Annotated in this window: 16 protein-coding genes and 2 pseudogenes; 15 read left to right on the top strand and 3 right to left on the bottom strand. The window is 41.4% G+C overall.

What is annotated here, in order from left to right; all coding sequences use genetic code 11:
- Nucleotides 1-94 precede the first annotated feature (94 nt).
- On the bottom strand, nucleotides 95-1,426 hold the full coding sequence (gene tig, locus VF675_RS05470) for a trigger factor (protein WP_168417894.1): 1,332 nt from the start codon (nucleotides 1,424-1,426) through the stop codon (nucleotides 95-97).
- A 265-nt stretch (nucleotides 1,427-1,691) separates the two neighbouring features.
- On the opposite strand from tig, the gene VF675_RS05475 reads away from it, so the two are divergent.
- From VF675_RS05475 to VF675_RS05510, 8 genes are all read left to right on the top strand, one after another.
- Entirely contained in the window at nucleotides 1,692-3,830 is a 2,139-nt protein-coding gene (locus VF675_RS05475; RefSeq protein WP_168417893.1) for a TonB-dependent receptor domain-containing protein, read from the top strand.
- A gap of 292 nt (nucleotides 3,831-4,122) precedes the next feature.
- Nucleotides 4,123-6,357 (top strand): catecholate siderophore receptor Fiu, encoded by a 2,235-nt coding sequence (locus VF675_RS05480; RefSeq protein ID WP_440204901.1) that lies wholly within the window; start codon nucleotides 4,123-4,125, stop codon nucleotides 6,355-6,357.
- Between the two features lie 159 nt (nucleotides 6,358-6,516).
- A complete protein-coding gene (locus VF675_RS05485) occupies nucleotides 6,517-7,200 on the top strand; it encodes a Fe2+-dependent dioxygenase (RefSeq protein WP_180111551.1) in 684 nt (227 codons plus the stop codon).
- Nucleotides 7,197-8,297 carry an alpha-hydroxy acid oxidase gene (locus tag VF675_RS05490; RefSeq protein ID WP_440204902.1) on the top strand — a complete coding sequence of 367 codons (1,101 nt, stop codon included), beginning with the start codon at nucleotides 7,197-7,199 and terminating at the stop codon, nucleotides 8,295-8,297. Before VF675_RS05485 ends, VF675_RS05490 begins: the two co-directional genes overlap by 4 nt.
- Before the next feature lie 235 nt (nucleotides 8,298-8,532).
- Nucleotides 8,533-10,230: a 2-isopropylmalate synthase gene (leuA, locus tag VF675_RS05495; protein ID WP_168541517.1), complete on the top strand. Its 1,698-nt coding sequence runs from the start codon at nucleotides 8,533-8,535 to the stop codon at nucleotides 10,228-10,230.
- A 93-nt stretch (nucleotides 10,231-10,323) separates the two neighbouring features.
- Nucleotides 10,324-11,484 (top strand): homoserine O-succinyltransferase MetX, encoded by a 1,161-nt coding sequence (metX, locus tag VF675_RS05500; RefSeq protein ID WP_104852561.1) that lies wholly within the window; start codon nucleotides 10,324-10,326, stop codon nucleotides 11,482-11,484.
- A complete protein-coding gene (metW, locus tag VF675_RS05505; RefSeq protein ID WP_104852562.1) occupies nucleotides 11,484-12,077 on the top strand; it encodes a methionine biosynthesis protein MetW in 594 nt (197 codons plus the stop codon). Before metX ends, metW begins: the two co-directional genes overlap by 1 nt.
- Entirely contained in the window at nucleotides 12,074-12,661 is a 588-nt protein-coding gene (locus VF675_RS05510; RefSeq protein WP_104852563.1) for a tetratricopeptide repeat protein, read from the top strand. Before metW ends, VF675_RS05510 begins: the two co-directional genes overlap by 4 nt.
- 50 nt (nucleotides 12,662-12,711) lie before the next feature.
- Here VF675_RS05510 and VF675_RS05515 read toward each other — a convergent pair whose 3' ends face one another.
- On the bottom strand, nucleotides 12,712-12,957 hold the full coding sequence (locus VF675_RS05515; RefSeq protein WP_325781011.1) for a cytoplasmic protein: 246 nt from the start codon (nucleotides 12,955-12,957) through the stop codon (nucleotides 12,712-12,714).
- 106 nt (nucleotides 12,958-13,063) lie between these two features.
- Here VF675_RS05515 and rdgB point away from each other — a divergent pair, with 106 nt between their 5' ends.
- The 5 genes and pseudogenes from rdgB (at nucleotide 13,064) to VF675_RS05540 (ending at nucleotide 17,851) form a co-directional block, all read left to right on the top strand.
- The gene (rdgB, locus tag VF675_RS05520) at nucleotides 13,064-13,690 is read left to right on the top strand and encodes an RdgB/HAM1 family non-canonical purine NTP pyrophosphatase (RefSeq protein ID WP_194558016.1); all 627 of its coding nucleotides are present in this window, start codon (nucleotides 13,064-13,066) and stop codon (nucleotides 13,688-13,690) included.
- Between the two features lie 185 nt (nucleotides 13,691-13,875).
- A complete protein-coding gene (gene tatA / locus VF675_RS05525) occupies nucleotides 13,876-14,100 on the top strand; it encodes a Sec-independent protein translocase subunit TatA (RefSeq protein WP_440204903.1) in 225 nt (74 codons plus the stop codon).
- An 18-nt stretch (nucleotides 14,101-14,118) separates the two neighbouring features.
- A pseudogene (tatB, locus tag VF675_RS05530) lies at nucleotides 14,119-14,368 on the top strand (Sec-independent protein translocase protein TatB); the annotation flags it as partial.
- A gap of 211 nt (nucleotides 14,369-14,579) precedes the next feature.
- Nucleotides 14,580-15,365: a twin-arginine translocase subunit TatC gene (gene tatC / locus VF675_RS05535; protein WP_440204904.1), complete on the top strand. Its 786-nt coding sequence runs from the start codon at nucleotides 14,580-14,582 to the stop codon at nucleotides 15,363-15,365.
- Between the two features lie 170 nt (nucleotides 15,366-15,535).
- Nucleotides 15,536-17,851, top strand: a complete 2,316-nt coding sequence (locus VF675_RS05540; RefSeq protein WP_440204905.1) for a PhoX family protein — start codon at nucleotides 15,536-15,538, stop codon at nucleotides 17,849-17,851.
- A 40-nt stretch (nucleotides 17,852-17,891) separates the two neighbouring features.
- Here VF675_RS05540 and VF675_RS05545 read toward each other — a convergent pair whose 3' ends face one another.
- Nucleotides 17,892-18,674 (bottom strand): NRDE family protein, encoded by a 783-nt coding sequence (locus VF675_RS05545; protein WP_180112593.1) that lies wholly within the window; start codon nucleotides 18,672-18,674, stop codon nucleotides 17,892-17,894.
- A gap of 93 nt (nucleotides 18,675-18,767) precedes the next feature.
- On the opposite strand from VF675_RS05545, the gene lgt reads away from it, so the two are divergent.
- Together lgt and VF675_RS05555 are read left to right on the top strand one after the other, a co-directional pair.
- Nucleotides 18,768-19,583, top strand: a complete 816-nt coding sequence (gene lgt / locus VF675_RS05550) for a prolipoprotein diacylglyceryl transferase (RefSeq protein WP_440204906.1) — start codon at nucleotides 18,768-18,770, stop codon at nucleotides 19,581-19,583.
- A gap of 660 nt (nucleotides 19,584-20,243) precedes the next feature.
- Nucleotides 20,244-20,656, top strand: a pseudogene (locus VF675_RS05555) (hypothetical protein); the annotation flags it as partial.

A 20,656-nucleotide genomic window follows, 5' to 3' on the forward strand; every position in this document is an offset into this window, starting at 1 on the left:
GATATTTTGAGTTAAATGTTGTCGATCTGTGAAAAACCAAAAACTGCGATGCAATAAAAAAGGCGCACAAAGCGCCTTTTTTACCTAAAGCCAATTAGCCTTGTTGACGAGCTTGTTGCTCTTTCAATAAGTCTTCATAGCTTACAGATGTATCAGTCACTTTTGCAGAAGCCAAGATGTGATCTACAACCTGATCTTCTAAAACAACTGCTTCGATTTGTGAACGCTGTTGTTTGTCATTTTTGAAGTATTCAATTACTTCGTTTGGATCTTCATAAGAAGAAGCCATATCTTCGATGTAAGCATCTACACGTGCTTGGTCAACTTCAAGTTTAGCATCTGCCAATACTTTGCTAACCAATACGCCTAGTTTTACAGATTTTTCAGCTTGTTCTTTGAACAATTCATCTGGAAGCATGCTTGAGTCAAATGCTTTTGCACCTTGCGCACCAAACTGCTGAGTGAATTGCTGAATCATTTGCTGACGTTGACGGTCAACTTCTTGAGCAACCATCGCTGCTGGAAGCTCAACTTCGTTTGCAGCAACTAGAGCATCAAAAGTTGCGCCTTTCACTTGGTTACGTAAACCATTTTTCACTTCACGTTCCATGTTTTTACGAACGTCAGCTTTTAATTTGTCTACACCATCTTCTTCAGAAATACCGAAGATTTGTAGGAATTCAGCATCAATTTCTGGAAGTTTTTGCTTTTCAACAAGTTTCACAGTGATTTTAAATTGAGCTGCTTTACCTGCAAGGTTTGCTGCTTGGTAGTCTTCAGGGAAAGTTACATCAATAACTTTCTCTTCGCCTTTTTTCATGCCCACGATGCCATCTTCAAAACCAGGAATCATGCGACCAGAACCAAGTACTAGTTTAAAGTCTTCAGCAGCACCGCCTTCAAACTTCTCGCCATCTACAGTGCCTTCAAAGTCAAAAGTCACTTGCATGTCTTTTTTCGCCATGCCTTTGGTTTCTGCCCAAGAAGCACGTTGCTTTTGAAGATTTTCAAGCATTTGCTCAACGTCTTTGTCGTTCACTTCTGAAGACTTACGTTCAACTTCTAAACCTTCAAATTTCACTTCAACTTCTGGATAAACCTCAACTGTCGCTTCGTAAACTAAAGCGTCGTCTTTCATTTCAGTTTTTTCGATGTTTGGCATACCAACAGCGTTGATTTTTTCTTGTTGGATTGCTTCAAAAACGGTGTCACGAATAATGTCGTTCACCACTTCTTGATAAATACCCGCACCGTATTCACGACGAACAACGTTTACAGGCACTTTACCTGGTCGGAAGCCGTTGATCTTCACAGTTTTGGCAGTGCGTTTCAAGCGAGCTTCAAACTGCTCGTTAATACGGCTCGTCGGTACAGATACATTTAAACGACGGGCAACGCCCGAAACCGCTTCAGAAGTTACTTGCATGGCTTCCTCGATATAGTTAGTAATAACAGTTTATAAAAAAGTGCCACATTATATGACAACATTAAAGGATATACAAAATACGTTCTGATCTCGACTGAATTTTTTTAATCGGCACGCTATTTTCTGTAAATTTTCAACTTTGTGTATATTTCTTGTTGTAAATAAGAATCCTTATCATTATTATTAGCCAACTCCTTCATGAATGATTCTAATTACCATATAGGTCTGAATTAGGATCATTGATTCATATTAGAGATATAATTTTATGGCTAAGTTCAACCTACACCCGCTGTGTCTTGCATTACTTGGGGCAACCTCTACTGCTGTTTTCGCAAATACCTCTACCGATGCGACTTCAACCCACCAACTTTCCACAATTGTGGTTTCAGCGGCAGGTTTTGAACAAGAGCTAAAAAATGCACCCGCATCTATTAGTGTGGTGACCAAAGAAGATATTGAAAAGAAAAATGCCACCAGCATTGCTGATTTATTAGCAGATGTTCCTGGTATCGATATACGTTCTGGTGTCGGTAAAACCTCTGGTCTAAATATAAAAATGCGTGGTCTTGGAAATGATTACAGCTTAATTTTAATTGATGGTCGTCGTCAAACTACCTCGTCAGATGTTACCCCAAATGGTTTTGGAGAAACATCAAACGGATTTTTACCCCCACTGGCTGCAATCGAAAGAATTGAAGTGATTCGTGGCCCTATGGCTACTCGCTATGGCTCAGAAGCGATGGGTGGTGTGATCAATATCATTACCAAAAAAGTGTCTGATGAGTGGAATGGGAATGTCACTGTCAGCGGTAATGTCATGGAAAGTAATGCCGAAGCAGACTCATGGAAAACCAGTTTTGTCGTCAATGGACCACTGATCAATGACCGTTTAGGTTTGCAACTACGTGGCAGCTATTTAGACCGTCAACGTTCAGAACGTATTCAGGGTTCAACAGGTCGTGACCCACGCCCAAGCAAAGCTGATAATTATGATATCGGTGCAAAATTAGACTTTAAACTTGATGATCAAAACTCTTTTTGGATCGATGGTTTTTCATCAACTCAAAAATATGACAATTCAGATCAACGTTTGGGTAACTTCATTTCTCGTGGCGGTATTGCAGGATATGAAGATGAACTTGAGTTTAATCGTATTCAAATTGCTGCAGGTCATGATGGACAATATGACTTCGGTTTGTGGAAAACTTATATCAGTCAGAATACAACTGAGACTAAAGGACGCACCATTCCAACGGATGCATTTCCAGCACTTGCAGGACAACCCCGCAAATTAGAAAATACTGATTTAGTCTTTGACTCACATTTAGTCACTCCAATTGCGAACCACAAACTTACTATTGGCACCGAATATAAAGACACTACTATTGCAGATGATATCGCAGGCATTGGTAAAGAATTTACTCAAGATACTTGGTCACTGTATGCTGAAGATGAATGGCAATTAAGAGATAACCTTTATTTTACCTTTGGTGGACGCTACGAAGATCACAGTGGTTTTGGTGGACAGTTTAGCCCGCGCGCATATTTGGTATGGAATACAACCGATGACTTAACGATTAAAGGAGGCGTCAGCACAGGCTATAAAACTCCATCAGCCAAAGATTTGTATAACGGTATCAATGGTTATAGTGGACAAGGTGCAACACCAAGTCTCGGAAATCCTGATCTAGATCCAGAAACTTCAGTCAACTATGAACTTGGTTTTAATTATCAACCGACTGATGCTTTAAATTTAACGGCAACAGCATTCTTCAACCAAGTTGAAGATAAAATTATTTCTAAAACCTTTAGCTGTCAAACCAATGACTGTTCTAACTTCAGCAACAAAGTTACCTCTTTTAGTAAAAGCTTTAATGCTGATGAAGCAGAAATTTACGGATTAGAAACTTCATTGCAGTACCAAATTATCCCAGAATGGGATATCAAAGCCTCCTACACCTTTACAGAATCAGAAATCACCAAAGGTGATGATAAAGGGTATGCTTTAGAATCAACTGCTAAACATTTACTTAACTTGACTTCAACTTGGCATATTAATGATGCATTTGATATTTGGTTACAACATGAGTACCAATCTGGTCGCCCTCGCTTTACTGCCAAACCAACAGATGCCGGCTCACAAAGCATTGAAGTACAAACAAATAATGAGTTCTCTGGGTATAACCTCTTTAACTTAGGCACAAGCTATCAATTTAACGATCACATTCGTATTAATGCTGCGGTAAACAACTTACTAGATAAAGACTTTACCCAAAATATGGATTACATCGATATCAATGGTGATACACAACAGGCATATAAATATCTATCTATCGGACGCAGTTCTGAAGGTACATATTTAGCAGGCCGTAACTATTGGCTCTCTGTTTCTTATGACTTCTAAGTCTTAAACTTCATCTCAAACCCTGCTTCGGCAGGGTTTTCTGTCTTTACTCCCAAGCCTTTCACGTTTACATCGTTTTATTAAATAAAAATATTGATAATGATTATTATTTTCAAATAAGAATTAAATAAAAGCACCATTCCACACATTGTTGTTGATAATGATTCTCAATACAATTAGCAACAATTGTTATAGACGTCATAACAACAACTTCACACTTTATTCATTTTGAACTAAAAACGCTGAATAAAGCGTGGCCTCCTGTTGGTTTACATTTAGGGAAATACCATAAATGGCACAGATCAAAAGCCGCAAACACAATCGCTCTGCGCAACTGATGGCTTTAGCCGCCTCTCTTCCACTACTTGCACATGCCGCAAGCCCTGAAGATGACGTCACCCACTTACCCACCATTACGGTTAAATCGGAAGCCGAAAGTAAATACAAGGCAGACAGTTTAAGCTCTGCAAAATACACACAGCCGTTGTTGGATACTCCACAAACCATATCTGTAATTAAAAAAGAAATCTTGCAGGAGCAAGGTGCAACCTCGTTGGTTGAAGCCTTGCGTAACACCCCAGGCATTACCCTGCAACTTGGTGAAAATGGTAATACCAGCGCAGGCGATGCCTTTCAAATGCGAGGTTTTTCTACCCAAACCTCAACTTATGTCGATGGTATTCGCGATTTAGGTGCTATCAGCCGTGATGTCTTTAACCTTGATCAAATTGAAGTGGTCAAAGGCCCATCAGGTTCAGAAGCAGGTCGTGGTGCGGCTTCGGGTTATATCAATTTGGTGAGTAAATTACCGCAAAGTGAAAACAGTCAGGAAATTTCTGCCAGCTATAACACCGCAGAACATGCCCGACTCTCTGCAGACATTAACCAAGTCATCAACCCCAATACGGCGTTTCGCCTGAACGTGATGGGGCAAGAAGGTGGTGTGGAAGGACGTGACTATATCGAAAATAACAGTTATGCCATCGCTCCTTCTCTTGCTTTCGGATTAAACACGGCCACTCGTTTATATTTGTATTCTCAACACATCAGACAGCGCAATATTCCAGATGGTGGTATTCCAACAATCGGCATGAAGGGCTTTTATAACTCAGACTCGCTGCTAGCGACTGCACCTAAAGTCAATCGGGAAAATTTTTATGGTCATGTCAATGACTATGAAGATGTCGATGCAGATATGTTTACGGCAAAAATTGAAAGTGATTTAACAGATCGACTCAAACTGACCAACATCACCCGTGTAGGCAAAACGCAGATGAATCGGGTGCTGACAGGGATCAATACGGGTTCTAGTGGTTTAAGAACCAATGGTTCATCTGACCCAGCACAATGGGAAGTGAATCGCTCCCGTCAAGGTGTTGATCAGGAAAATAAGATTCTAGCTAACCAAACCACTTTAAATTTCGATCTACAAACTGGCGCTGTTGAACATGATGTTGTTGCAGGTATGGAGTTTTTAAAAGAACAACAATCTAGCAAGTTATTGGCTACTCAAATGCCAGGTGAAGCGACCGTCAATACGCCTTGGGCCAATCTTTATCGACCTGACCATCATCAAGCTATGCCACAGCTGATTTACAACGGTGGCTTTAGCAATGGTGAAACCCAGACAGCCGCAGCTTATTTATTCGATACTTTAAAATTTGGAGAGCGTTTCCAGCTGAACGGCGGTGTTCGGGTCGATTATTATGAAACCGATTATCAGGGCTTAACTTTGCCGCGAGGTGGTAATGCCTTGGTCGCCAAAGACCTCAGTACGCACGACACATTGTTAAGCTGGAAACTTGGCAGTGTGTATAAACCTACTTTAAATAGCAGTGTTTATGCATCTTACGCAAAATCGCTGACTCCGCCAGGCAGTGCCAACTTCACGCTGTCTGAATCAGGCAATGATGCGATTAATGCGCAGCCTCAAGAAACCCATCATTATGAGTTAGGTAGCAAATGGGAGTTATTGCAAGGCAAACTTGCTGTGGCTGCTGCAGCGTATCGTACAGAAAATGAAAATCAATCGACCATTGATCCGATTTCCCAGCTTGCCGTGCAGGAAGGTAAAAAACGTGTCGATGGTGTTGAGCTAAGTGCTGTGGGGCAAATTACCGATGCCTGGAATATTTCTGCAGGCGTTGCCCACATGAAAGTTAAACAACTGAATCAACGTTCATCGAGTAGCACAACATTATCTGAACGCTGGTCACCTGAATGGACTGCAAGCTTATGGTCAACCTACGACTGGGCAGGCTTTAAATTTGGTTTAGGCGCTCGTTATGTTGATGAACAAAAACGTGTAGTCACTGACAGCACCGCACCTGCCAACATGCCGAATATCCCAGGCTATGTCGTCTTTGATGCTTTGGTAGGCTACAACTTTAACAAACACGCTTCACTAAATCTGAACCTCTACAACCTTGCCGATAAAGAATATATCAGCACCCTTAACAATGGTGGTGGTCGTGTGGTTCTTGGACAGCCACGCTCGGCAACGCTTAGCTTGAATTACAAGTTCTAAGTAATTGCAATAAATCTATAGCGTAGCTCAAAAGAGACTATATAGATTGGTTCGGGCGATGAGTCGCTTTCATAGCACAGATCGCTCGAACTTTTACTGCTGAACCATAATGTCGAGTATTCAATTTTTTGAATTATAACTTTCACAGGAAGAATCAATATGATGCTTCACATTCCTAACGTACTCAGTAAAGTGCAAGTCCAGCAAATTCGGGCTGAGTTAGACAGTGCATCGGCTTGGCAAAATGGCCAATTCAGCGCAGGCGCGCAAGCACAAAAAATTAAACAAAATTTGCAGTTTGATCCCAAACATCCGAGTTATGCAGCACTGGCGCAAGAAATACTCAGCGCTCTCAAACAACAGGCTTTATTGCAGTCATTTGCCTTGCCGCTGCATATGCTTCAGCCGATGTTCAATTGTTATCAAAACACAGGAACTTATGGCAATCATGTCGATAGTGCGGTGCAATATTGTGCGCAGGCGCAACGTCCGATTCGTACTGATGTTTCTATGACTTTATTTTTAAGTGAACCTGAAGAATATCAGGGAGGTGAACTGATTATTGAAGACAACTATGGAAGTCATGAAGTTAAACTCAGTGCGGGCGATGCGATTGTGTATCCTGCGACCAGTTTACATCGGGTTGAACCAGTAACAGTAGGCCAAAGAATTGCGGCATTTACTTGGTGTCAAAGTATGGTGAAAGATGACTGGCAGCGCAGTATGTTGTTCAATTTAGACATGACCATTCTGCAATTACGTCAACAACTTGGTGATACCGCAGAAGTATTGTCCCTGACTGCGCACTATCACAATCTGATTCGTCAATGGAGTCAATTATGAATACCGCACCATTGGCAGCCTTAAACCATATTCCCCCACATTTACAAACGATTGCCGACTATCAAAAACAGGCGAAACTACACTTGGATGCAGCCACATGGGCCAATTTAGAAGGCGCTGCGGGCGATGAATACAGTCTAAATAATAACCGAACTGCTTTTGCCAATATTCAATTATTACCACGTCACTTAAATTCTTTTAAAGATGCCAATACGCAGATTCAACTTTTAGGCGAACACTATCCCCACCCGATTTTTTTAGCCCCCGTGGCTTATCAACAGCTATTTCATCCGCAGGGGGAAATTGCCACAGCGCAAGCCGCTTCCGCCCTGAAAGCGCCCATGATTCTCAGTCATTTAAGCACCACCTCAATGGCAACGCTTGATCAGGTTTCTTCTGCTCCAAAATGGTTTCAGCTATATTGGCAAGGCAGCCGTGAAGCCGCTTTGGATTTGATTTTTCAAGCGCAACATTATGCCTATCAAGCCATTGTTCTGACTGTAGATGCACCGCACATGGGTATTCGAGATCGTGAACGTCGTGCTTACTTTCAGTTACCCGCACATATTCAGGCAGTGCATCATCATCCTGTGAGTACAGCAACCCTCAAAGACAATCAGCATGCTCTATTTGATGGCTTAATGCAGCAAGCCGCCACATGGGAAGATATTGCTTGGCTGGTACAACGCAGCCCGCTCCCTATTTTACTCAAAGGTATTTTACACCCTGCCGATGCACAACAGGCGTATCAATACGGCGTACAAGGGATTATTGTGTCTAATCACGGTGGTCGAGTTTTAGATACCGCAGTCAGTCCAATTCAAGTTTTAAGTACTATCCGAAAAATTTTACCGCACGATTTCCCTATTCTATTGGACAGTGGTATCCGCCGTGGCACAGATATTTTTAAAGCATTAGCCCTAGGGGCAAATGCAGTATTAATTGGACGGCCATATATTTATGGCTTGGCAGTTGCTGGTGCATTAGGGGCAGCGCATAGCATCAAGCTCTTAAAAGAAGAATTTGAAGTGAGCATGGCACTTATGGGAACAAGCAGCATTGAACAGATTAACAACAGTTATATTTATCAGAAATAAAACAAATAACAGAAAAAATTTTCACAGGTATGGCTATATTTGTAAAAAACAGGGAATTATTACCCTTGCAGATCCATTAACATACAGATATTGGTTTACAAGTGCCATGATTCGACTTTTAGCGATAGTCTCCTGAAAATAGCTTGTAAATTGATAGAATAGACACAATCTATATTTATAGTAAGTTGCCGTTATCCACGACCGATGCAACCGCTACTATTCAAGGAGTTTTCACATGATGTTGGCAGATCCAAGTAAAAAATACCGTCGTATGTACCAGCGTGTCGACTTACCAGACCGCCAATGGCCAAATAACGAAATTACCAAAGCGCCAATCTGGATGAGTACCGACCTACGTGACGGCAACCAAGCGATCTTTGAGCCAATGAACATCGAACAAAAATTCAAAATGTTCCAAATGCTTGTGAAAATTGGTTTTAAACACATCGAAATTGGTTTCCCATCGGCATCTCAAGTTGACTTCGATTTCACGCGTAAATTGATTGAAGAAGGTCATATTCCAGATGACGTATATATTGAAGTATTGGTACAAGCACGTGACCATTTAATCGCACGTACTTTTGAATCTTTACAAGGTGCAAAACGTGCAATTGTGCATATTTATAATGCCAACTCGCCTACCTTCCGCCAAAAAGTCTTGAATGTAGATGTTGCGGGTGCCAAACAATTGGCCATCAACGCTGCAACCAAAGTAAAAGAATATGCAGCAAAACAGCCTGAAACTGAGTGGGTATTCCAGTACAGCCCAGAATGTTTCACTGCAACTGAGTTAGAAGTGGCTAAAGATGTTTGTGATGCGGTAACTGAAATTTGGGAAGCATCGCCAACCAATAAAGTCATTTTAAACTTGCCTGCAACAGTGGAAGTGTCTACACCAAACGTGTATGCAGACCAAGTTGAATGGATGCACCGCAATATTGAGCGTCGTGATGGTGTGATCATTTCAGTACACTGTCACAATGACCGTGGTTGTGGTATTGCCGCTTCTGAATTGGCCATCATGGCGGGTGCAGACCGTGTAGAAGGTTGTGTATTTGGTAACGGTGAGCGCACAGGTAACGTAGACGTTGCGGCAATTGCCTTGAACATGTACACCCAAGGTGTTGCACCTGAGTTGGATTTCTCAAACATCAACGAAATTATTGCAACAGTTGAAGAATGCACAGGCTTGCCAGTACACCCTCGTCATCCGTACGCAGGTGACTTAGTCTTTACTGCATTCTCTGGTTCACACCAAGACGCAATTAAGAAAGGTTTTGAGTTCCAGAAAAACGAAGAAATTTGGGATATGCCTTACTTACCAATTGACCCGAAAGATTTAGGTCGTGACTATGACGCAGTGATTCGTGTCAACTCACAATCGGGTAAAGGCGGTATTGCTTACTTGTTAGAATCGAACTACAACGTGACTTTGCCGCGTCGTTTACAAATCGAATTCTCGCAAATTGTGCAACAACGTACCGATGAACAAGGTACAGAAATTAGCGCAAGCGAAATCTGGAACTTGTTTAAAGAAACTTACGTTGCGGTAAAAGATGCGCAATATGCAACGCAAAACTACAAATTGTCTGATGAAAATGGCAATCAAGTCATTGAACTAGATGTTGTGGTAAACGGCGAAATGCAACGCTTACGCGGCGAAGGCAATGGTCCAATTTCAGCAATTTTGAATGCATTGCAATTGCCAATTGATGTCTTGAACTATGAAGAGCGCAGCATTAGCTCGGGCGCACATGCAAAAGCGTTGGCTTTAATTGAATTGCAAGTGAAAGGCACAGGTAAATCTGCCTTTGGTGCAGGGGTACATGACAACATCGTGACCTCATCTATTGATGCAATTATTGCCTGCACCAACCGCTTGATTGAACAAGGTGTGTTAAGCACAGATCAAGTGGTTGCAGCAGCAGTATAATCTTGCGCTAACATGTAAAAGCATTTTGAAAAGGATACCCCAAGTGGTATCCTTTTATTTATTCATCCTCAGGATTTAAGGCGAATTATTCCCGTGTCTTTTCCAGCTGACTCAGTAGGCATTGTTGTTCCAGAAAAGTTCCAATTTGAAGAACCCCTAGAGCTCGAATGTGGCCGTGTTCTACCCCGCTTCGAACTGATGGTCGAAACCTACGGCACGCTCAATGCCGACAAATCCAATGCTATTCTGATCTGTCATGCGTTGTCAGGGCATCATCATGCTGCAGGTTATCATCATGCCGACGATAAAAAAGCAGGCTGGTGGGATGCCTGTATTGGCCCGGGAAAAGCCATTGATACCAACCACTTTTTTGTGGTGGCCTTAAACAATATTGGCGGATGCAACGGCTCGACTGGTCCAACATCGCCAAACCCTGAAAATGACAATCGCCCTTATGGCCCAGATTTTCCATTGGTCACTGTGCGAGATTGGGTCAAAACCCAAGCCATGCTGTCTGACCGTTTAGGCATTGAGGTTTGGTATTCAATTATTGGCGGCTCTTTAGGTGGCATGCAGGCTTTGCAATGGTCGGTTGATTATCCTGATCGTCTGAAAAAATGCGTCATTATTGCCAGTGCACCAAAACTCTCCGCACAAAATATTGCTTTTAACGAAGTCGCGCGTCAGTCGATTTTATCTGACCCAGATTTTCATCATGGGCGTTATTTGGAACATGACAGCTATCCAAAACGTGGATTGATTTTGGCGCGCATGGTTGGACACATCACTTATTTGTCTGAAGAAGCCATGAAACAGAAATTTGGTCGTGACTTAAAATCTGGCAAGTTTATGTATGGCTTTGATGTCGAGTTTCAGGTCGAAAGCTATTTACGCTATCAGGGCGAACAATTTAGCCGTAATTTTGATGCCAATACCTATTTAATTATGACTAAGGCACTGGATTATTTTGATCCTGCACGTGAATACGAACAATCCTTACAAAAAGCCATGGCGAACACAAAATGCAAGTTTTTAGTGGTGTCTTTTACCACCGACTGGCGTTTTAGCCCTGAGCGTTCGCAGGAAATTGTGGATGCCTTAATTAGCAATCATAAGCCTGTCAGCTATTTAGATATTGATGCCGAACAAGGACACGATTCGTTCTTGTTCCCAATTCCACTATACGTGAAAGCCATGCGTGCATTCTTGGGTGGAACAGAACATCTTCAAGCAACCCCACAGGAGGCCGTGTAATGCGTCTTGATCAGCAACTTGCCGAAAAGTGGATTAAACCGAATTCTAAAGTACTCGATTTAGGTTGTGGCGATGGCGAACTGTTGGCTCACATGAGCAAACAGCATAATATTCGTGCATACGGATTAGAAATTGATCAAGAAAAGATTGCAATTGCGATCAGTCGCGGGTTAAATATCATCCAACAAGACTTGAATTTGGGGCTTAGCCGCTTTGCCGACCAGTCTTTTGACTATGTGGTCATGGCACAAGCCTTGCAAGCAGTAGATGCACCTGACGTATTATTAAGAGATATGGTGCGTGTGGCTAAACAGGCAATTATTACCTTTCCAAACTTTGCGCATTGGAAGACTCGCTCTTTTCTCGCCTTAAAAGGAAAAATGCCTGTTTCAGACGCATTACCTTATATGTGGTACAACACCCCAAATATTCATTTATGTACGTTTCGTGATTTTGAGGCACTTTGTGCCGAAAATAATATTCGCATCATTAACCGACTTGCCGTGAATGGGAATCAACAAGATAGTTTACTCAGTAAGCATCTGCCTAATTTGTTTGGTGAAGTCGCAATTTATCGAGTGAGCGCTCTATGAAAAAACTATTATTAAGCACCACGCTATTGGTTGGACTGTTGAGCATTCAAGCCCATGCAGATTATGTTCCACCATCGTCTGTAGCAAGCCAAGCAGCACAATATTCTGTGATGGATATTAACGGCTTAACGAAAGCAGCCAAAGCAGGTCAAGCAGGCGCACAATTTTACTTAGCGACTAAATATCAACAAGGTAAAGACGTACAGCAAGACAGCCGTCAAGCGTTTGCTTGGTACAAAGCTGCGGCAGATCAAGGTTTATCTGCAGCGCAATTGAATGTAGGCCGTATGTTGGCAGATGGCATTGGCACGAAAAAAGACGAAGTCTTGGCACGTCAATATTTTGAAAAAGCAGCCAGCCGCGGCGACAACCGCGCAAGCTTTAACCTTGCCATGATGGAAGAACAAAAGAAAAACTATATGGGTGCATATCAGTGGTATGAATTATCTACCCGTGATGGCATGCTCGATAACAAAGTGATTTCTCTGTCTGAAGGTAAGAAAACTGCATTGGCAGCGAACTTGACTCAAGAACAAATTCGTCAAGCACGTGACCGTGCTGACAAGTGGATTCAAGCGCAATAAATCGAACCGCGTTTAATTTCATTAAAAGCACCTTCGGGTGCTTTTATATTTTATTCAAAATAAGCCTGATGCATGGCCTTTAGCAGTTCAGGGGTTAATGCTTCTACCGATGCAGAACCCAATACGGCGTCTATACCACAATGCGGGCAAATAGCCGTTTGCTCGTCATCACACCACTCTTCAATTTCACTATAGTTAAAAATTTCAAGACAATAAAAGCAACCACAACGCTCACTTTGCTGAAGTAATGCGCGATGCTGACTTGAATCACGATATAGTTCTGAAATCTTGCTCACACTTACCCCCTTCTACTTTTTAAAAATAAATCTATGCAAGATTAACCTTTTAAATCTGAAAAATCAGTTAAAATATGCCCTATTGTTTTCAATTTAGATCTAAATTATGACTGCAACTGATTGGCGCGCTCAAGGCACTTTGGTTTTAGCAAGCAACAACAAAGGCAAAATTGCAGAATTTGAAACCCTGTTTGCGCAATTAGACTTGCCTGTGCAAGTGATTCCGCAAGGTCAATTGAATATTGAAGATGCGGTGGAAGATGGTTTGAGCTTTGTCGAAAATGCCATTTTAAAAGCTCGCCATGCCGCAAAAATTTCAGGCAAGCCAGCCATTGCCGATGATTCAGGTTTATGTGTGCCAATTTTAGGTGGTGCACCAGGCATTTATTCTGCACGTTTTGCAGGCGAACACGGCAATGATGCTGCCAACAATGAAAAACTGCTCAATAAACTCAAACCACTACGTCAAGATGGTGAAGCCATTGAAGGCATGTTTGTCTGTGTTTTAGCCTTGGTTGAACATGCCGATGACCCACTCCCTAAAATATTTCAGGGGATTTGGAAAGGGGAAATTTTAGCAGAAACCCGTGGTGAAAATGGTTTTGGCTATGACCCACTGTTTTGGTTACCTGAATTAGGTGTATCGAGTGCTGAAATGTCGAAAGCAGAAAAAAATAAAATCAGCCATCGTGGTCAGGCCATGCAACTGTTTAAAGATAGCCTACAAGCTTAATTGCCTGAACACCTGTTAAGTCAAATCTTAATTATTCAAATACAACAGTCTGCGGTCATGTACAGGCTGTTTCTTTTTTCCAAATTTATATTCTTTAATCCCCTGTCTTTAAATCGCAACACATTCGTCACCGCATTGTCATACAGACCTGTTGAGATAGGCTCAACTAATGAGAGGTCTAAATCATGGCAGGATTATCTATTTGGCACGTGCTGATTTTTGCAATTGTGGTCATTTTATTATTTGGTACATCTAAACTGAAAAATTTGGGTAAAGATGTCGGTGGTGCAGTCAAAGATTTTAAAAAATCAATTAAAGACGATGAAGCTGAAACCGCTCAACTCAAAAAACCGCGTACCATCGAACATCAGGCCAACAGCAGTGATGTCAATTCGACAGTAAAACACTAAGGCTGAGGGTTTGAGATTATGCTCAATATTGGAATGACGGAACTGCTGATTTTCGGCATCATTGCATTATTGGTGCTGGGTCCTGAGAAACTTCCAGAAGCTGCGCGTTTTGTCGGAAAATGGTATGGCAAAATAAAACGTATGGTCAGCAATGTTCAAAACGACATCGACCGTGAATTGCGTTTATCTGAATTACGTGAACAAATGCAGCAAGAAATGGCACGTATTCAAGAGCTTGAGGCAAAAATGCAGGCTCAGATGTCTGAAATGAAAAATGAAAAAATCTTTGATGATGCAAAAACATCGACAGACTCAAAACAGGCATCTTTAAACAACTTACAAGAACAGTTTTATCAACCTGTTGAAAATACAGAAAAACAGTGCATGGTGCGCATCCCTAAAGCGCCAGTGCGGACTGGATCAGCATCTATCTCACCCATTCAAAATACAACAACATATACTGAAATGAAGGTCGCGGTATGAGTCAGCCCAATTCTACTCAGCTTCCTCATTTGGCAGTGAAGTCTGAGCAACCTGCATTAGAAGAAATGCCAATTACCAAGCACCTGATGGTACTGCGTAAGCATCTTTTTAAAATTGTCGGGTTAATTATTGCCTTATTCTTTTGTTTATTGCCATTCGCCAATAAAACCTATCAGATCTTGTCAGAGCCCTTACGTGCGCAATTGCCACATACATCGACCATGATTGCGACCGATGTCACGGCAACCTTTATGGCGCCATTTAAACTGAACTTTTTTGTGGCGTTGCTGATAGCGATGCCATTTATTTTGTATCAGCTTTGGGCATTCGTAAAACCTGCACTATATGAGAAAGAAAAAAGTTTGGCCTTACCTTTGTTGGTTGGCAGCATTTGTCTGTTTTATATCGGCATCAGTTTTGCCTATTTTGTTGCACTGCCTTCAATCTTGCACTTTTTTATTAGTGTGTCGCCTGAAACAGTTGCACCCATGACGGATATTAATAGCTACCTCACATTTTGTTTAAAGCTATTTTTGGTTTTTGGCTTCACCTTTGAAATTCCAATTGTCACCCTTTTGCTCATTATGATTGGTGTGGTATCTACCCAAACGCTGATTGAAAAACGCCGTTTTATTATTGTCGGCTGTTTTTTTGTGGCCATGTTTGTCACACCGCCAGACGCTTTATCGATGATCATGCTTGCCATTCCGATGTGGATGTTATTTGAAATTGGTTTATTCTTTGGCAAATTAATTGAGAAGCGCCGAGTCAGTCACGACTAAATAAGATATTGAATTTAAAAAAGAAGCAATCATTGCTTCTTTTTTATGGTTGCTGTTTTGCGCCCTAGCGGATTTAATCAGTTTGACACATAAGCTTAACCCGCATGTCATGTTTAGCCACTAATTTACATATAACTTTCAAACGACTAAGCAATTTGCTAGGAAAAAAAATGACTGATTTTATGCCTTACAATGAAGATCAAGAGTTAGATAATAACACTTCAGACAATACGCACTTTCGTGACATTCTAGAACAACGCATGAGCCGTCGCAGTTTAATTAAAAAAACTGCAAGCGGTGCAGCAGCTTTAGCTTTAGCTTCTTCTTTATCTGCATGTAGCGATGATGATGAAGATACAAATGTAACACCACCAACAAGTAAAGAAGAACCCAACACCAAGCCTGAAACATTAACATTTAAAGCTGTAGATAAAAATTTAAATGATATTGTTACTGTTCCTGAAGGTTACCAAGCAACTGTATTATATGCTTTAGGTGACTCAATCAATCCTTCTTATAGCAATTGGAATGCAGATGCAGATGTTCCATCTGGCCCAAGTTTCCAATTCCGCTCTGGTGACTGTCACGATGGCATGAGCTATTTTGGCTTAAGTACTAAAACTGGTCGTTATGATGAAAATGCATCAGATCATGGCTTATTGGTTTTGAACCACGAATATATCAACCAAACCTTCTTACATCCAAAAGGCGCAACTAAAAAGGATGGACGTCGCCCAGAAGATGAAGTGGTTCGTGAAGTAAATGCACACGGTGTTTCAGTCGTTCATATTAAGAAAAATGCTGAAACTCAAGCTGTAGAGATTGTGAAGTCATCACCATTTAACCGTCGTATTACAGCTTCGACTGTCATGGATTTTGCAGGGCCTGTAGCTGGTTCTCCATTACTGCACACAGCATTCTCTCCCGCTGGTCGTCAAACTCGAGGCACACAAAATAACTGTGGTAATGGTTATACACCATGGGGCACTTATTTAACTGCTGAAGAAAATTTTATTGGTTATTTCCAACGCTCAGGTACAGACCAATACTCAGCCCGTAGTGAAGCTGAAAAAATAGCACTTAAACGCTATGGCTTAGGCTTAGAGATCTCTTATCAAACTGAAAAAAATGCAGACGGTAGTGTTAAACGTGATGCGAAAAACAACATCATTTATATTTTAGATGCTGATGGTAAAAAAATTCCAGAACGCGATGAGCAAGATCGCATCGTGTATTTGAATAAATCTTCACGCTATGGTTGGGAAACAGCAGAAGCTGGTTTTGAATCTCAAGACATGTATGATCGTTGGGCTGCTAACGTAACCAAAGAGTCTGCAACTCAAGACTATCGTAATGCGCCAAATACATTTGGCTGGATTGTAGAAATTGATCCATTCGATAGCCGCTCAAACCCAGTAAAACGTACTGCATTAGGTCGTTTTGCTCACGAAGACTGTCGCGCCAGCCGCGCAATTGAAGGGCAAAAATTTGCATTCTATATGGGCGATGACTCGCGCGGTGAGTACATCTACAAATTTGTATCAGATGCAACATGGGATCCTAAAGATGTGAATGGTGGTTATCGAGCTGGCGACAAATATATGAATTCAGGGAAATTCTATGTCGCTAAATTTAATGCATCAGGCACAGGAGAGTGGATTGAACTGGCTTATGGTAAAAATGGCTTAACCGAAACAAACGCTATTTACCCATTTAGCTCACAAGCGGATGTCCTTACTTTTGCTCGTCTTGCAGCAGATGCTGTAGGAGCTACAAAAATGGATCGTCCAGAATGGGTTGCTGTAAACCCTGAAAATGGTGAAGTGTACGTGACTTTAACCAATAACTCGAACCGTGGTTCAAGCTATGCAACAGATCCTGCAAACCCACGTAACTACACCGATCCTGAAGGTGGTAAAGGTAACGTCAATGGTCATATTATCCGCTTTAAAGAAGAGAATACTGCAGCAACATCATTTGAATGGGATATCTATCTATTTGGTGCTGAAGCAAGTATGGATCCGACAATTAACCTTTCTAATTTAAGCGATGCAAACGACTTCTCAAGTCCAGATGGTATGTGGTTTGACCCACGTGGTGTTCTTTGGATTCAAACAGATGATGGCGCATATACAGATGTTACAAACTGTATGATGTTAGCAGCACTACCTGGTCAAGTTGGTGATGGCGGTGTTGTAAAAACTGTTGGTGATCAAAGTACAATTGCTGGTGCTCAAGTCACCGATAAAAACTTACGTCGCTTCCTTGTTGGGCCAAAAGAATGTGAGATTACAGGTGTAACCATGACACCTGACTACAAAGCAATCTTTATTAACGTTCAGCACCCAGGTGAAGATTCAAAGAGTTTTGATGCGCCAAGCAGCCATTGGCCTGCAACACAAACTGACATGAACAATAAAACTGCACGTCCTCGTTCAGCAACGGTTGTCATCACCCGTAAAGACGGCAAAGCAATTGCTGGATAACATCCATAAATTAAAAATGCCGACATCACGTCGGCATTTTTTATGCCTCAATGTTCAACTGTTGCTGCACAATATCTCCCTTTTGCTCACCATATTGTGTTTTTTCCAGCCATGTAAATTGCTGCGCCTGCATACGTAAAAAATTGGAACAACGTGTACCGTAAAGTGGACTTTGAATAAAAGTCGATGACAACAACGCTTCCATCTCCAATGAAATCCCTGTTTGCGGTAACAATTCAGATGCAACTTTGCGTTCATCTTGCAAAATATCCCACGCCGCAGCATTTAGCTCTGCCGTTGCAAGATCAGGCAATTGCAGCATCGGTAAAAACTCCTGCGTAAAGCGTTTGCGTAAGCGTGCAGTTTTCTCCCAAGGGTCACTCATCAATCCATTCGACACCACATAAACGCCTTTAGCTAAAACCTGCGGCGCTTCTCCACGGTTACTCATGTACACCGCTTGAGTGGTATCACCCACAAATAAATTAAAACCTGCATATTCACATTGCTGTTTTTCTATGGCTTGCGCAAAACGGATAGGCGTTTGCTCAGATTCTAAAAAAGCCTGAATAATATGCCCACGTGAAGTTGGATATTCACGAACATCATTCGCATCACGATAATTGGTAATCACAGCCCAGCGTCCCGATGGGGTAATGCCCATCCACGTACCGCCCGATTCTAAATCTTGCCCTGCAACAATTGGACTATCAGACCATGCTGCCAGTGCTGCTGTCGGACGCCGATAGAACTCATCTCGATTTGAAATCAAACACAGTGGTGTGTCTGTCAAGACCTGCCAAGCCAATGCCACAATACACATAATTTAAACTCTTGATCTTTACACATTGAATGTACAACATTTTTCATCACATTCAGCTAAAATCTGTGCAAAACAGAATCACAAGGAACAGGAATGCTCACCTATCCAAATATTGACCCCGTTGCTATTTCGCTCGGGCCTTTACAAGTCCATTGGTATGGCTTGATGTATTTACTGGCATTTTTATTTGCATGGGGTTTGGCAACTTACCGTGCCAAACAACGTGGCTGGACACCAGACATGGTTTCCGACCTGATCTTTTACGGCGCTTTGGGCGTGGTGATTGGTGGACGTGTCGGTTATGTGTTTTTCTACGGCTTTGAACAATTTTTGGAAAATCCACTGTGGTTATTCCAAGTCTGGACAGGCGGCATGAGTTTCCATGGTGGCTTTCTGGGCGTGATTTTAGCCATGCTGTTCTGGTGTAAAAAATACAAAATGACGTGGTTTCAAACTTTGGATTTTATTGCCCCATGTGTACCTACAGGTCTAATGTTTGGTCGTATTGGTAACTTTATTGGTGGTGAATTATATGGTCGCCCTGTGACCGATCCGAATTTTGCTTTGGGGATGATTTTCCCGACCGATCCTTTACAATTGGTACGTCATCCATCGCAATTGTATCAAGCCTTATGTGAAGGTCTAATCCTGTTTATTGTACTGTGGTGGTTTAGTTCAAAGCCACGTCCACGCATGGCAGTGTCTGCCCTATTCCTGATTGGTTATGGTTTGGCGCGCTTTGTTGTCGAATTTTTCCGCGAACCCGATCATGGTCAGCTCTTTATTGCATGGATGAGTAAGGGACAATTCCTGAGCTTACCAATGATTTTGGTCGGTTTCTGGATGATGTGGTATGCCTATCAAAAGAAAATTTATGATTGGGGTCCGCAGAAAAATACATTGCGATAATCATAGTGTAAATAGTACCTCAAATAAATATTGGGGTACTTTAGGCTAAAAAAATACCAATGAATAAAACAAACTGCTAAGATCGCAGACTTATAAATTTTTTTATTTTTTACTATAGGGTATAGATACAATGAAAAAAACTCATTTAGATATATAGGCTTAATTTCACTAACTAGCTTTGCAATAACAGCCTGCGGTGGTGGAAGCGACTCTCAGACAGACGCTTTACCTGATACAAATGCCCCAACAGTCCCTTCAAATCCTACTCAACCAACAACGCCACCAAAAACCACACAAAAAAACATTATAGATTTTCCTGCTAGTCAATTTAAGATAATCAGCATTAGTCTTGGCCCTTCAAGCACAATTCACTCAGTAGCAGAAAATACCAAGACTCAAATAAACAATATTTTATCAGAAAATATTCATTCTCTTTACACCCAAAACAGTCAATACGATTTCTCATGGAATTTTCAAAGAGATAATATACTAACAAAAGATAACTTATACACCTCTAAAGATGGGACTTTCCCACAATATATTCTTCAAAATACTGATTCAAAAATCATACTCGCCTATGACAATAGCACTCAGAGTTTAACCAACACCATTACCTTTAAGAATATTGATCTCTCAAATGAGAAACTAAGCTCTGCAAAAGTGACCACTGACTTATTTAATATGATGATAGATAATTCAGATACTAATTTAAATACAATTAAGAATGCTATCTCTGAATTACAAACCACCTTTGAACCTGGAGCTATTTGCCATCAATATTTGACTCAACAATTCAATCAACCTAATATTATTTTTGGAAGTTTCAGTAGCTCTCAAACGATTGAACAGTGGGCAACTGATGAAACAGCTAAAGGTAATACAGTTAAGCAAGACACATGGGCGAATTTTAAAGTCGCATATGTCACAAGCGATCCTAATTCAAATCATCACCGCGATTTAGGTTATCGTACCGATGCCGCTATTATAATGGATGGTAAGTTATATACAGGACTATATGACGCTGGAAAACTTCAGCAAGCTAGAGATAATTATGAATCTGTTAATCAATTCTC

Source organism: Acinetobacter sp. Lyrl_1 (genome assembly GCF_051948795.1).
GTDB lineage: Bacteria > Pseudomonadota > Gammaproteobacteria > Pseudomonadales > Moraxellaceae > Acinetobacter > Acinetobacter towneri.

Excerpts from the sequence above, each read along its gene's own strand:
- tig (WP_168417894.1), bottom strand. The coding sequence starts at position 1,426 with ATGCAAGTAACTTCTGAAGCGGTTTCGGGCGTTGCCCGTCGTTTAAAT.
- VF675_RS05475 (WP_168417893.1), top strand. The coding sequence starts at position 1,692 with ATGGCTAAGTTCAACCTACACCCGCTGTGTCTTGCATTACTTGGGGCA.
- VF675_RS05480 (WP_440204901.1), top strand. The coding sequence starts at position 4,123 with ATGGCACAGATCAAAAGCCGCAAACACAATCGCTCTGCGCAACTGATG.
- VF675_RS05485 (WP_180111551.1), top strand. The coding sequence starts at position 6,517 with ATGATGCTTCACATTCCTAACGTACTCAGTAAAGTGCAAGTCCAGCAA.
- VF675_RS05490 (WP_440204902.1), top strand. The coding sequence starts at position 7,197 with ATGAATACCGCACCATTGGCAGCCTTAAACCATATTCCCCCACATTTA.
- leuA (WP_168541517.1), top strand. The coding sequence starts at position 8,533 with ATGATGTTGGCAGATCCAAGTAAAAAATACCGTCGTATGTACCAGCGT.
- metW (WP_104852562.1), top strand. The coding sequence starts at position 11,484 with ATGCGTCTTGATCAGCAACTTGCCGAAAAGTGGATTAAACCGAATTCT.
- VF675_RS05510 (WP_104852563.1), top strand. The coding sequence starts at position 12,074 with ATGAAAAAACTATTATTAAGCACCACGCTATTGGTTGGACTGTTGAGC.
- rdgB (WP_194558016.1), top strand. The coding sequence starts at position 13,064 with ATGACTGCAACTGATTGGCGCGCTCAAGGCACTTTGGTTTTAGCAAGC.
- tatA (WP_440204903.1), top strand. The coding sequence starts at position 13,876 with ATGGCAGGATTATCTATTTGGCACGTGCTGATTTTTGCAATTGTGGTC.
- tatC (WP_440204904.1), top strand. The coding sequence starts at position 14,580 with ATGAGTCAGCCCAATTCTACTCAGCTTCCTCATTTGGCAGTGAAGTCT.
- VF675_RS05540 (WP_440204905.1), top strand. The coding sequence starts at position 15,536 with ATGACTGATTTTATGCCTTACAATGAAGATCAAGAGTTAGATAATAAC.
- VF675_RS05545 (WP_180112593.1), bottom strand. The coding sequence starts at position 18,674 with ATGTGTATTGTGGCATTGGCTTGGCAGGTCTTGACAGACACACCACTG.
- lgt (WP_440204906.1), top strand. The coding sequence starts at position 18,768 with ATGCTCACCTATCCAAATATTGACCCCGTTGCTATTTCGCTCGGGCCT.